General features: G+C 54.0%; 13 protein-coding genes, 1 tRNA gene and 1 pseudogene. 3 read left to right on the plus strand and 12 right to left on the minus strand.

Translation table 11 applies throughout. From position 1 onward, the window contains the following. Nucleotides 1-80: 80 nt before the first annotated feature. Nucleotides 81-209 carry a hypothetical protein gene (locus QLG09_RS19510; RefSeq protein WP_282489302.1) on the minus strand — a complete coding sequence of 43 codons (129 nt, stop codon included), beginning with the start codon at nucleotides 207-209 and terminating at the stop codon, nucleotides 81-83. Nucleotides 210-264: 55 nt separating this feature from the next. Here QLG09_RS19510 and QLG09_RS19515 point away from each other — a divergent pair, with 55 nt between their 5' ends. Then, the gene (locus QLG09_RS19515) at nucleotides 265-450 is read left to right on the plus strand and encodes a hypothetical protein (protein ID WP_282489304.1); all 186 of its coding nucleotides are present in this window, start codon (nucleotides 265-267) and stop codon (nucleotides 448-450) included. Between the two features lie 77 nt (nucleotides 451-527). On the opposite strand, the pseudogene QLG09_RS22405 reads toward QLG09_RS19515, so the two are convergent. The 4 genes and pseudogenes from QLG09_RS22405 to proB form a co-directional block, all read right to left on the minus strand. Continuing rightward, nucleotides 528-623 (minus strand): annotated as a pseudogene (locus QLG09_RS22405) (Arm DNA-binding domain-containing protein); the annotation flags it as partial. Nucleotides 624-812: 189 nt separating this feature from the next. Continuing rightward, nucleotides 813-888 (minus strand) — tRNA-Thr (locus QLG09_RS19520). Between the two features lie 111 nt (nucleotides 889-999). Then, nucleotides 1,000-2,253: a glutamate-5-semialdehyde dehydrogenase gene (gene proA / locus QLG09_RS19525; protein WP_251884347.1), complete on the minus strand. Its 1,254-nt coding sequence runs from the start codon at nucleotides 2,251-2,253 to the stop codon at nucleotides 1,000-1,002. Nucleotides 2,254-2,264: 11 nt separating this feature from the next. Next, nucleotides 2,265-3,368 carry a glutamate 5-kinase gene (proB, locus tag QLG09_RS19530; protein ID WP_020882782.1) on the minus strand — a complete coding sequence of 368 codons (1,104 nt, stop codon included), beginning with the start codon at nucleotides 3,366-3,368 and terminating at the stop codon, nucleotides 2,265-2,267. 304 nt (nucleotides 3,369-3,672) lie between these two features. On the opposite strand from proB, the gene phoE reads away from it, so the two are divergent. Then, nucleotides 3,673-4,725 (plus strand): phosphoporin PhoE, encoded by a 1,053-nt coding sequence (gene phoE / locus QLG09_RS19535; protein WP_014168769.1) that lies wholly within the window; start codon nucleotides 3,673-3,675, stop codon nucleotides 4,723-4,725. Between the two features lie 114 nt (nucleotides 4,726-4,839). Here the strand turns inward: phoE and crl are convergent, their stop codons facing one another. From crl to gpt, 3 genes are all read right to left on the minus strand, one after another. Beyond that, nucleotides 4,840-5,241, minus strand: a complete 402-nt coding sequence (gene crl / locus QLG09_RS19540; protein WP_020882784.1) for a sigma factor-binding protein Crl — start codon at nucleotides 5,239-5,241, stop codon at nucleotides 4,840-4,842. Nucleotides 5,242-5,298: 57 nt separating this feature from the next. Beyond that, entirely contained in the window at nucleotides 5,299-6,543 is a 1,245-nt protein-coding gene (gene frsA / locus QLG09_RS19545; protein ID WP_014168767.1) for an esterase FrsA, read from the minus strand. Between the two features lie 105 nt (nucleotides 6,544-6,648). Then, nucleotides 6,649-7,107 (minus strand): xanthine phosphoribosyltransferase, encoded by a 459-nt coding sequence (gene gpt / locus QLG09_RS19550; protein WP_010427903.1) that lies wholly within the window; start codon nucleotides 7,105-7,107, stop codon nucleotides 6,649-6,651. Nucleotides 7,108-7,367: 260 nt separating this feature from the next. Between gpt and pepD the strand changes: the two genes are divergently transcribed. Beyond that, complete coding sequence (gene pepD, locus QLG09_RS19555; protein WP_025205094.1) at nucleotides 7,368-8,825, plus strand: cytosol nonspecific dipeptidase; 1,458 nt, start codon at nucleotides 7,368-7,370, stop codon at nucleotides 8,823-8,825. A gap of 54 nt (nucleotides 8,826-8,879) precedes the next feature. Here pepD and dinB read toward each other — a convergent pair whose 3' ends face one another. The 4 genes from dinB to nqrE all read right to left on the minus strand — a co-directional run bounded on the left by dinB (nucleotide 8,880) and on the right by nqrE (nucleotide 12,073). Then, nucleotides 8,880-9,938: a DNA polymerase IV gene (gene dinB / locus QLG09_RS19560; RefSeq protein ID WP_014168765.1), complete on the minus strand. Its 1,059-nt coding sequence runs from the start codon at nucleotides 9,936-9,938 to the stop codon at nucleotides 8,880-8,882. Between the two features lie 101 nt (nucleotides 9,939-10,039). After that, the gene (gene nqrM, locus QLG09_RS19565) at nucleotides 10,040-10,243 is read right to left on the minus strand and encodes a (Na+)-NQR maturation NqrM (protein WP_020882787.1); all 204 of its coding nucleotides are present in this window, start codon (nucleotides 10,241-10,243) and stop codon (nucleotides 10,040-10,042) included. Further along, nucleotides 10,243-11,466, minus strand: a complete 1,224-nt coding sequence (nqrF, locus tag QLG09_RS19570) for an NADH:ubiquinone reductase (Na(+)-transporting) subunit F (RefSeq protein ID WP_025205098.1) — start codon at nucleotides 11,464-11,466, stop codon at nucleotides 10,243-10,245. The genes nqrM and nqrF overlap by 1 nt, the downstream gene beginning before the upstream one ends. A gap of 10 nt (nucleotides 11,467-11,476) precedes the next feature. Beyond that, nucleotides 11,477-12,073, minus strand: coding sequence for an NADH:ubiquinone reductase (Na(+)-transporting) subunit E (nqrE, locus tag QLG09_RS19575; protein ID WP_014168762.1), 597 nt, complete (start codon nucleotides 12,071-12,073; stop codon nucleotides 11,477-11,479). Nucleotides 12,074-12,075: the final 2 nt, after the last annotated feature.

The raw sequence follows: 12,075 nt of genomic DNA on the forward strand, positions 1-12,075 counted from the left end.
ATCCGTTAGGTTGTGTTGACACTTTTCCCTGTTTTTCACGAAAAAGTGTCAAGTTAGAGGAGTTAGGTTTGGCCGGGGGTTTACAGTTTCTCACCTGCAAGCAGACAGAGTGCCTTTAATCCTGTTTCGCTCCAGTCATCCTGGGTGTCGGGATGCATTGCGGCCACATAGGCCAGCCCGGAACGCAGGAAACGCAGACCACCAGCCATGTGATCTTTGCCATAGAAGCTATGGGTTTCTTCATCCGGCTAGGAGAATCATTAGTTGCTCTTCGGGTTCGTGCTGAACATCAAAACTCAGCTCAGCAGCTGCCTCTATCCGCTGGCCAGCGTCAATATCAGCTGGCAGTTCTTTCCCGCCGTCATGCTCCCATACCCATGCGGCGGCCTGCGCCCACGTCATTTCAGTCTGGTCTTCGCCAGCACCGGCGGGGTTTTGTTTAGCCTGTGATGCGTCGACATCCACTTTTCGCCTGAAATAACATTTCACCGCGGGCTATCCAGCCGTAAACCTTCTGCCGACTAACCCAGCTTCTCTATACCGGCTACATGATATTTTAAGCGCCAGTATTTGCCGCCTTAAGGATGGATTATGAGATACAAGCCACCACCATTAGCCAACATGTAAGCCTTCTCTTAGTGGCATTAAGTTTCACCTGGAGATACCTACTTAAGACCGAACTGCAAATACCCTTGCACCTACTGACCATTGATTTCAGGAGATTTTTGTAGACGTGGAGGTACTAAAAGGTTTCAGAGCGCAGGATATAAGGGATTTTGGTGAAATTTAGTCGACTTTGGGAGACGTTAGGATGGTGCCGATAATAGGAGTCGAACCTACGACCTTCGCATTACGAATGCGCTGCTCTACCAACTGAGCTATATCGGCCCTGAAAGGCCGGTTACGAGCGTAACCACGGGGCAAAAGGTTAAATCTAACCGGGTGATGCGTCAATGCCCTTTTGAATCAAACGGCTATTTTTGCATCACCCGTGATTATTTACGCACGAATCGTATCATCACCGAAGCCGATCCACTTGTAAGTGGTCAGTGCTTCCAGGCCCATCGGGCCTCTTGCATGCAGTTTCTGCGTGCTGACAGCAACTTCTGCGCCCAGGCCGAACTGGCCACCGTCGGTGAAGCGGGTTGAGGCATTCACGTATACGGCAGAGGAGTCCACCTCATTCACAAAGCGATCGGCATTGCGCAGGGTACGCGTCAGAATCGCATCCGAGTGCTGGGTACCATGTTCACGGATGTGAGCAATGGCATCGTCAAGACTCGCAACCACCTTCACGTTCAAATCCAGCGACAGAAACTCGTCGTCGTACTGTTCCGCTTTGACCGGTACCACCGTCGCCGGGCCATCTTTCAGCAGTGCCAGCGCGTTGGCATCCGCGTGCAGCGTCACACCGCTTTCGGCCATCTGTTTGCTCAGAGCAGGCAGGAAGGTGTTGGCGATGCCCTGATGCACCAGCAGCGTTTCAACCGTATTACAGGTGCTTGGACGCTGGGTTTTGGCATTGACGATAATCTTCAGCGCCGGTTCAATCTCGGCACTGTCATCAACCACGATATGGCACACGCCGATACCGCCCGTGATCACAGGAATGGTCGACTGCTCACGGCACAGCTTGTGCAGGCCCGCGCCACCGCGTGGGATCAGCATGTCGATGTATTTATCCATACGCAGCATCTCGTTCACCAGCGCACGGTCCGGGCTCTCGATTGCCTGTACGGCACCTGCCGGCAGGCCGCACTCTTCCAGCGCCTGCTGGATAACGTTTACGGTCGCGGCGTTGGTACGCCAGGTCTCTTTCCCGCCACGCAGAATGGCGGCGTTGCCGGTCTTCAGGCACAGGGAAGCGACATCAACCGTAACGTTGGGACGGGCTTCATAGATCACGCCAATCACGCCCAGCGGCACGCGACGACGCTCAAGGCGCAGCCCGCTGTCGAGCAGCCCACCGTCAATGACCTGACCTACCGGATCGGCAAGATTGCAGACCTGGCGGACATCGTCAGCGATGCCTTTCAGACGTGCCGGGGTCAGCGCCAGGCGGTCGAGCATTGCTTCGCTCAGGCCATTGCGACGCGCTTCCAGCAGATCCTGCTCGTTGGCGAGCAGAATGTCCTGCGACTCCGATTCCAGATAATCAGCGATTTTTTCCAGTACGCGGTTTTTCTCGCGGCTGGAAAGGAGCGCCAGTTTGTAAGAGGCGGCCTTCGCGGCTGCGCCCATTTGTTCCAGCATTTTCTGGCTCCTTAACGAATAATCATGTCATCACGATGCACGGCAACCGGGCCATATTCATAACCCAAAATGGCGTCGATCTGCTGTGAATGGTGACCCGCAATACGGCGCAGGGCATCGCTGTTGTAGCGGCTTACGCCGTGGGCGATGTCACGACCTTCGAGATTACGGATACGGATCACTTCACCACGCGAGAAGTTGCCTGTCACGCTTTTAATTCCTTTAGGAAGTAATGAGCTCCCTCTTTCCAGAATTGCGGCGGTCGCCCCTTCATCAACGGTGAGTTCGCCTGCCGGCGGTGCGCCAAAGATCCAGCGTTTACGGTTCTCCAGCGGGGATGCCTGCGCGTGGAAGCGGGTTCCCACGGAGATGCCTTCCATCACGTCGCCAATCACGCCAGGACGGCTGCCCGCAGCAATGATGGTGTCGATACCGGCACGGCATGCCACGTCAGCAGCCTGCAGTTTGGTCCCCATCCCGCCGGTCCCGAGGCCTGAAACGCTGTCACCTGCGATGGCGCGTAGCGCATCGTCGATACCGTGTACATCGGTAATCAGTTCAGCATCTGGATTTGAACGCGGATCGGCGGTGAAGAGCCCCTGCTGGTCGGTCAGGAGCAGTAATTTATCAGCACCTGCCAGAATCGCGGCCAGCGCCGAGAGGTTATCGTTATCACCCACTTTGATTTCAGCGGTGGCAACGGCATCGTTTTCGTTAATGACGGGAACGATGTTGTTATCCAGCAGCGCGCGCAGCGTATCGCGCGCGTTCAGGAAACGCTCCCGGTCTTCCATATCCGCACGCGTCAGCAGCATCTGCCCGACGTGGATGCCATAGATAGAAAACAGCTGTTCCCAGAGTTGAATGAGTCGGCTTTGTCCCACGGCGGCCAGCAGCTGTTTCGAGGCGATCGTCGCGGGGAGTTCGGGGTAACCCAGGTGTTCACGCCCGGCGGCAATCGCCCCGGAGGTCACAATTACAATACGATGCCCTGCGGCATGCAACTGAGCGCACTGACGTACAAGCTCAACAATGTGGGCGCGATTAAGGCGGCGCGATCCGCCTGTTAAAACACTGGTACCGAGTTTTACCACCAGCGTCTGGCTGTCACTCATGATTCTCTGCCGTTCAACGATAAGGGAAAATGATGTCAAACGAACGTTTTAACAGGTGTCAGCCCCGTTGCCAACTGCCTTAGCACATCGCGAAACACTTTGTTGCGCGGGATCAGGAAGCGTAGCGGCAAAATTTGACAGTTTTATTACCGAAATAATAAATCACAGTTTTTTAAAATTATTCTTAATTTGTCATAAAAGTTTCATTGCGTAACGTTAAAACCCTTTCTGTTTTTTCACGGGACTTAAGCATGAGCTTATCGTCCAGCGAATTTTTTAGCGCGTTTATAAGACAGGATCGAAAATGAAAAAGAGCACACTGGCATTAGTGGTAATGGGCGTTGTGGCTTCCGCATCTGTACACGCAGCCGAAGTTTATAATAAAAACGGTAATAAACTGGACGTATACGGCAAAGTTAAAGCAATGCACTACATCAGCGATGATGACACTAAAGATGGTGACCAGACTTACGTCCGTTTCGGTTTTAAAGGCGAAACACAGATTAACGATCAGCTGACGGGCTATGGCCGTTGGGAAGCTGAATTTGCCGGTAACAAAGCCGAAAGCGACTCTACACAGAAAACGCGTCTGGCGTTTGCTGGTCTGAAACTGAAAGACATTGGCTCTCTGGATTACGGTCGTAACCTGGGCGCACTGTACGACGTTGAAGCCTGGACCGATATGTTCCCTGAGTTCGGCGGTGACTCTTCAGCCCAGACTGATAACTTCATGACCAAACGTGCGAGTGGTCTTGCCACCTACCGTAACACCGACTTCTTCGGTGCGGTTGATGGCCTGGATATGACCCTGCAGTATCAGGGCAAAAACGAAAACCGCGATGTCAAAAAACAGAACGGTGACGGTTTCGGTACCTCTCTGACCTATGACTTCGGTGGCAGCGACTTCGCCGTCAGCGGTGCCTACACCAACTCTGACCGTACTAACGCACAAAACCTGCTGACGCGTGGCGAAGGTAAAAAAGCGGAAGCATGGGCAACCGGTCTGAAATATGACGCTAACGATATTTATCTGGCAGCGATGTACTCTGAAACCCGCAATATGACCCCAATTTCGGGTGGTTTTGCGAATAAGGCTCAGAACTTTGAAGTTGTTGCACAATACCAGTTCGATTTCGGTCTGCGCCCGTCCCTGGGTTATGTCCAGTCTAAAGGCAAGGATATCGAAGGTGTGGGTGACGAAGATCTGGTGAAATACATCGACGTGGGCGCGACCTATTATTTCAACAAGAATATGTCCGCGTTTGTTGATTATAAAATCAACCAGATTGATGACGACAATAAACTGGGCGTGAGCAGCGATGACATCGTTGCTCTGGGTATGACCTACCAGTTCTGATATTGTTGAAATAAAAAATCCCGGCGCAGATGCCGGGATTTTTTTTGCCTGGAGGGGGTCGGGTTTACTGCCCTCACCCCATCCCTCGCGAAGAGAGAGGGAGAAATATCGCGATTACGCCGTCAGCTTAACCGCTTCGCTGGAAAAGTTATCCGCGGGTTCAAGCTTCAGATCCAGGGTGGCCAGCAGTGCTCTTGCCTTTTCGAGGTACTCTTTCAAAGTATGCTCCAGGCGGTCGATCACTTCCTGGTCTTTGATGGGGGCTGTTTGCCAGTAGCCGTCTTTATTAAACAGGCCGAACTGGTAGCTATACGTAAAACGTTTTTCTTCCGCTTCCATTTCCATCCACCAGCCCCAGAATTCACGTTTTTCGGGTGCAGGCTTCACGTTGACGCATACAGCCAGGCAGTCGAAAAAAAAGCGATTTTCTTCACACTGCTCTTCTCGAATATACGGGCCGAGAGCCATAAACTTCTTGATCAGTCTACTTTTCGGGTGTCCACTCGGTAACGTCATTGCGATCTCCTTTTGTGAAGCCACTGTTTTACCAAACCAGCAAAATTTAGCAATCTATTAACACAATCTCTGCGCGATCCAGCGTGTGATCTCTCTCAATGCTTTGTCAAAATTCTGGTACACCGGGCTGAACGGTACCTCAAGCAATTTGCCATCCGCAGATGACGAAGTGATTAAGCGTGACTCCTCTTCGGGACTGAAGGGATCGTTTTTCCAGTACCCTGACATCATCGGCGTAGGGCAACGCCGTCCCAGCAACCCCTGCGTTTTTAGCGAGTAACGATTGAGTTCAACGCGCAGCGCTTCGTCTGATGCATCATGCATGCCAAGGCGGCTGGCCAACACATCAAGGTACATTTCCGGCACGCGGCCCTGCCGGGTCGGATCGCTGAGCAGAGCGTGCACCACCGGGCCGAGACAGGCGACGGCCTTCAGGCGTGAAGCTTCAAGGTAAGCCAGACGTACGGCGACGTTGGCGCCAAAGCGGAAGCCAAATGCAGCAACACGCGTGTGGTCAACCCATGGAATGTTTTCCAGCGCTTTTAATGCATGCTGGTGCAGAAGACTCGAGTCCTGAGTCAGTTTCCATTTGGATGAAAAGCCAATTGAGGGCATATCCAGCGTCAGCATCGCGATCCCTTTTGGTGCGAAGTAACGCTCATACAGGCTGTAATAGTCGATTTGCAGTGAATCCAGCCCGCCGCACATCAGAACAGTCGGGAACGGGCCTTCGCCTTCTGGCATATGCAGGAACCCGGTGACGGGCGCGCCACCCGGGATGGTAAACTCCAGCTCGCGCATCCGGCCCGGTAAGCGTTGAGCGGCCTCTTCGTAGGCGCGATTCGCCAGCGCCTGAGCCTGCTCGGCCAGCTCATCACCTTTCAAATGCGGGTATGCGGCAATAGCATAGAGGTTGGCCGCATGCAGCCAGTGTTTGCCGCTGAGCGTGGCGTCCTCTTCCTGGCTGGCTTTTTGCTGCCAGAGCATCGCCTGTTTAGACCATTCGTAGATCCAGTTTCCCCCGCGATAACCCACGACCGTATCGTAGAGTTCACTGTCGGTGCGCTCGGCTTCGCTCATCACGATACGCGCCTGCACATCAAGGATTTCACGGGGATCAATACCGCGCCAGATCCACATCAGACGGTTAATCATGCGGTACCAGTGGGGCACGTTTTTACCGTCTAATGCAGACTGGACGGCAGGCATGGTTCCCGGATTAAACCGGCGTACCAGCGTCGACGTTTCAGGATGTTTGAAACGGGGTTTGAAGAGAGTCTCGGTGAGATTCGCCTGCGTCATTACGTTGCCTCCATGAATACGTCATATAGAGACCATTGTAACGCGCGTCAGACTAAAAAAAACAACGCCCGGTATCACCGGGCGTTAAATAAATGCGTAAGAGAATTAACGACCAGAGATTGGCGGTACGAATACCACGCCCATATCCCATGGCTGTTCAATCCAGGTATCCTGAGGGATATCAATCACGTAATCGTCAACCAGCGGACGGCCTGCTGGCTTCGCGAAGATGGTGACGAAGTGGGCTTTTGGATACATTTCGCGGATAGCCACCGCGGTACCGCCGGTATCAACCAGGTCGTCGATAACGATGAAGCCTTCACCGTCGCCTTCCGCACGTTTCAGCACGGTCAGCTCACGCTGGTTGTCATGGTCATAGCTGGAGATGCATACGGTATCGACATGACGAATACCCAGCTCACGTGCCAGCAGCGCCCCCGGTACCAGACCGCCACGGCTGACGGCAATAATGCCTTTCCACTGTTCGGAAGGCATCAGACGCGCAGCCAGTTTGCGTGCGTGAATCTGCAACATGTCCCAGGTGACGACGTATTTTTCGCTCATGTGAAGTGTCCCAGCCTGTTTGTATACGGCTTAAAAAGTGTTCGAGGGGGAAATAGGTTGCGCGAGATTATAGAGATCTGACGCACTAAAAACCAGTGTTTAGCGCCCGGAGCCTGAGTTTTTACATGCTTTATGCTACCAGCCATCGGAGAAAGTGGTATTCTCAGTTGCATCTCGCAAGCCTGTCTTGTGGTAACTATTAACCTGCTAACCCTGTGACCTGCAACTCGCTTTGCAGGGCATCGACAAGGAGACTTATCGTGTCTGAACTGTCTCAATTATCTCCACAGCCACTGTGGGATATTTTTGCCAAAATCTGTTCCATTCCCCACCCTTCCTACCATGAAGAACAGCTTGCCGAACATATTATGGGCTGGGCGAAGGAAAAAGGTCTGCATGCTGAACGCGACCAGGTTGGCAACATTCTGATCCGCAAACCGGCGACCGCAGGCATGGAAAACCGTAAACCGGTTGTGCTGCAGGCGCACCTGGACATGGTTCCACAGAAAAACAACGACACCGTTCACGACTTCACCAAAGACCCTATCCAGCCTTACATCGATGGCGACTGGGTGAAAGCGCGCGGCACGACCCTTGGTGCAGATAACGGCATTGGCATGGCGTCTGCTCTGGCGGTCCTGGCGGACGACAGCGTTGAGCACGGTCCGCTGGAAGTGCTGCTGACCATGACGGAAGAAGCAGGCATGGACGGCGCGTTCGGTCTGCAGGCGAACTGGCTGCAGGCGGACATTCTGATCAACACCGACTCTGAAGAAGAGGGTGAGATCTACATGGGCTGCGCCGGCGGGATTGATTTCATCACGACCCTGCCACTGTCCCGCGAAGCGATCCCTGCTGGTTTCCAGACCTTCAAGCTGACGCTGAAAGGGCTGAAAGGCGGTCACTCCGGTGGTGATATTCACCTGGGTCTGGGCAACGCCAACAAACTGCTGGCACGCTTCCTGGCTGGCCACGCGGCTGAGCTGGATCTGCGTCTGGTGGATTTCAACGGCGGCACACTGCGCAATGCCATTCCGCGTGAAGCCTTCACGACCGTGGCAGTACCCGCTGCAAAAGCTGACGAGCTGAAAAAGCTTTCCAGCGTGTACCTGGATATCCTGAAAAACGAACTGTCAGCGAAAGAGAAGAACCTGACCGTGGTGCTCGAGTCCGTGACTACCGACAAAGCGGCGCTGACCTCCCCGTCTCGTGACGCCTTCGTTCAGCTGCTGAACGCGACGCCAAACGGCGTGATTCGTAACTCAGACGTCGCGAAAGGCGTGGTTGAAACCTCCCTGAACGTGGGCGTGGTCACCATGAGCGATGACAGCGCGGAGATCATCTGCCTGATCCGCTCGCTTATCGACAGCGGTAAAGAGTATGTGGTGAGCATGCTGGAGTCTCTGGGTAAACTGGCGGGTGCACGCACCTCCGCAAAAGGTAGCTACCCAGGCTGGCAGCCGGATGCCAGTTCGCCGGTGATGGCGCTGGTGCGTGAAACTTACCAACGTCTGTTCAACAGTACCCCGAACATTCAGGTGATCCACGCCGGTCTGGAGTGTGGTCTGTTCAAGAAACCGTATCCGAACATGGACATGGTGTCTATCGGGCCAACCATTACCGGTCCGCACTCGCCGGATGAGCAGGTTCATATTGAAAGCGTGGGTCATTACTGGACTCTGCTGACTGAACTGCTGAAAGCGATCCCTGCTAAGTAATTCGCCGTATGATGCCCGGTAGCACGTTGCCTGCCGGGCTGACAAATCCGCCTGCTATAACCCCAATACCAGCTGCCGCTCCAGTTGCGGGTCCAGCAGCGTCACGTGTAACCCCACCAACCTCACTCCCCGCCCTGCCCGCCGCTCTTCCCAGGCTTTTCTCGCGGTGGCGATAAGATCGTCTTTATTCAGTCGCGGCCAGACATGCTCCTGCGTCGTCTGCTGGAAATCATTAAACTTCAGCTTAACGCCCTGACGGGCAATCAGCAGATCGGGTTTTACTTTCGCTAACCGCCGCTCCAGTTCGGGATAAAGTTGGTCAGTGATAATGACTTCACACTCGGACCAGTCATGGATATCTTCCATCAGCGTGCGTTCAACCCCGACCGATTTACGCAGCCGCTCACTGCTCACGCTGCGCTCATCAATTCCCTGACTGCGCTCCCACAGCACGCGACCAAACTTACCGAAACGCTTAAGCAGCATGGCCAGATCGCTTCGCTGTACATCTTCACAGGTCCGTAATCCCATACTTTCCAGCTTTGCAGCAGACACTTTCCCCACGCCGGGGATTTTGCCGAGCGGCAGCGTTTTTAAAAACGCCGGAACCTCTTCCGGAGTGATGACGTACTGACCATCGGGTTTATTCAAATCAGACGCTATTTTGGCGAGAAATTTCACCGGTGCGACGCCCGCGGAAGCGGTCAGATTGAGCTCGTTAAAGATAGTCCGGCGGATCTCCTGCGCCATTAACGTTGCGGAGCCGTGGCAGTGCAGGCTGTCAGTGACATCCAGGTAGGCTTCGTCCAGTGACAGAGGTTCAATCAGCGAGGTATAGCGAGAGAAGATCTCGCGGATATGCAGGGAGGCTTCTTTGTAGGCTTCAAATCGGCCGGGCAACAGCGTGAGATGAGGGCACAGCTTTAGCGCCATGGCAGTTGGCATAGCGCTGCGCACGCCAAATTTGCGCGCAGGGTAGTTGGCGGTGCTGATCACACCGCGCTGGACACGGCTACCGCCAATCGCAATAGGTATATCCCGCAGCGCCGGATTGTCACGCATTTCCACTGCGGCAAAAAAGCAGTCCATATCGACATGGATAATTTTGCGCATAGTAAGCCCTCACTCATCACTGGATAAGTATACAGTAAAGAAATGAGAGTTGAGAAGTGTGTTTCCCCTCTCCTCCAGGAAGAGGGGAAACACCGGACTCACTACAGGATCCGCCGGGCCTCGCGCGCCATGCGTTTTTTACGGGCGTCGCAGGGTTCGGGGCAGTCGCACACTTTTTCCATCCCGAGCGCGGAGATACCACCACAGCTGCCCTGAATGCTTTTACGCTTTATGATCCAGCCCAGAGACATGCCGAGTACAACAAGCAAAAAAACCGCGAAAGTTGCCAGAAACGTCAGCATCATCACCCCCCGAAGTCATCCAGCAGGATGTTCTCATCTTCCACACCCAGATCTTTTAGCATCTTAATGACTGCAGCGTTCATCACTGGCGGCCCACACATGTAAAATTCGCAATCCTCTGGCGCAGGATGCTGCTTGAGGTAGTTTTCATAAAGCACGTTGTGGATGAACCCCGTGTGGCCGGTCCAGTTATCTTCCGGTTGCGGATCGGAGAGGGCCACATGGAAGGTGAAGTTTGGGTTTTCACGCGCCAGTTGCTCAAACTCATCATCATAGAACATCTCTCGCAGCGAGCGTGCCCCGTACCAGAAGCTGATTTTGCGCTTGCTTCCGAGGCGCTTGAGCTGGTCAAAAATGTGCGAACGCATCGGTGCCATGCCCGCGCCACCACCGATAAAGACCATTTCAGCCTCGGTCTCTTTAGCAAAGAACTCGCCAAACGGACCGGAGATGGTCACCTTATCTCCCGGTTTCAGGGACCAGATATACGACGACATCACGCCCGGGGGTGCATCAGGCACATTCGGCGGCGGCGTGGCGATACGCACGTTGAGCATAATGATGCCCTTCTCGTCCGGGTAGTTGGCCATTGAGTAGGCGCGAAGCGTCGGTTCTTTAACGTCAGACACAAAACGGAAAAGATTGAATTTGTCCCAGTCGGCACGGTACTCATCCGGAACGTCGAAGTCCGTATACGCCACGGTGTGCTCCGGGCACTCAATCTGGATGTATCCCCCAGCCCGGAACGGAACATCTTCCCCTTCCGGCACGCGCAGCTTCAGCTCTTTAATGAAAGTCGCTTTGTTATCGTTAGAGATAACTTCGCACTCCCATTTTTTGACCCCGAAGATCTCTTCCGGCAGCTCAATTTTCATGTCCTGGCGCACCGCGACCTGGCAGGCCAGACGGCAGCCCTCTTTCGCCTCACGCTTCGTGATATGCGCCAGCTCAGTGGGCAGAATATCCCCGCCCCCCTCTTTCACCGTGACGCGGCACTGACCGCAGGAGCCACCGCCACCGCAGGCTGAGGAGACAAAGATTCCGTTACCGGAGAGCGTATTGAGCAGTTTATCCCCCGCCGGCGTGCGGATCTGGTTTTGCGGCTCACCGTTGATATCAATCACCACGTCGCCGGAATTCACCAGCTTCGCGCGTGCCGCCAGAATCAGCCCTGACAACACCAGTACAATCAGCGTGAACATCACCACGCCAAGAATAATTTCCATCTGTTAGCCCTTATAGCTGCACACCGGAGAAGGACATAAAGCCCAGCGCCATCAGGCCGGTGGTGATAAAGGTGATCCCTAAGCCACGTAACCCCGCAGGCACATTGGCATATTTCATTTTTTCGCGGATCCCCGCCATGGTGACGATAGCCAGCATCCAGCCGATGCCGGAGCCGAAACCATACACAACGGATTCACTGAAGTTGTAATCACGCTGAACCATAAACGAGACGCCACCAAAGATGGCGCAGTTCACCGCGATCAACGGCAGAAAAATCCCCAGCGCGTTGTATAGCGACGGGAAATACCTGTCGAGGATCATCTCCAGGATTTGTACCAGCGCCGCAATCACACCGATAAAGGTGATGAAGTTCAGGAAGCTGAGATCGACACCGTCTACCAGCGCACCGTCGCGCAGCACAAAGTTGTACACCAGGTTGTTAATCGGTACAGATAAGCCGAGCACCACCGTGACCGCAACACCCAGACCAAATGCCGTCGATACCTTTTTGGAAACGGCAAGAAACGTACACATGCCCAGGAAAAACGCGAGTGCCATGTTTTCAACAAACACCGCGCGCACAAATAAACTCAGATAATGAGCCATCG

Origin of the sequence: Enterobacter sp. V89_11, from assembly GCF_029967775.1 — a bacterium.
Taxonomy (GTDB): Bacteria; Pseudomonadota; Gammaproteobacteria; order Enterobacterales; family Enterobacteriaceae; genus Enterobacter; species Enterobacter ludwigii.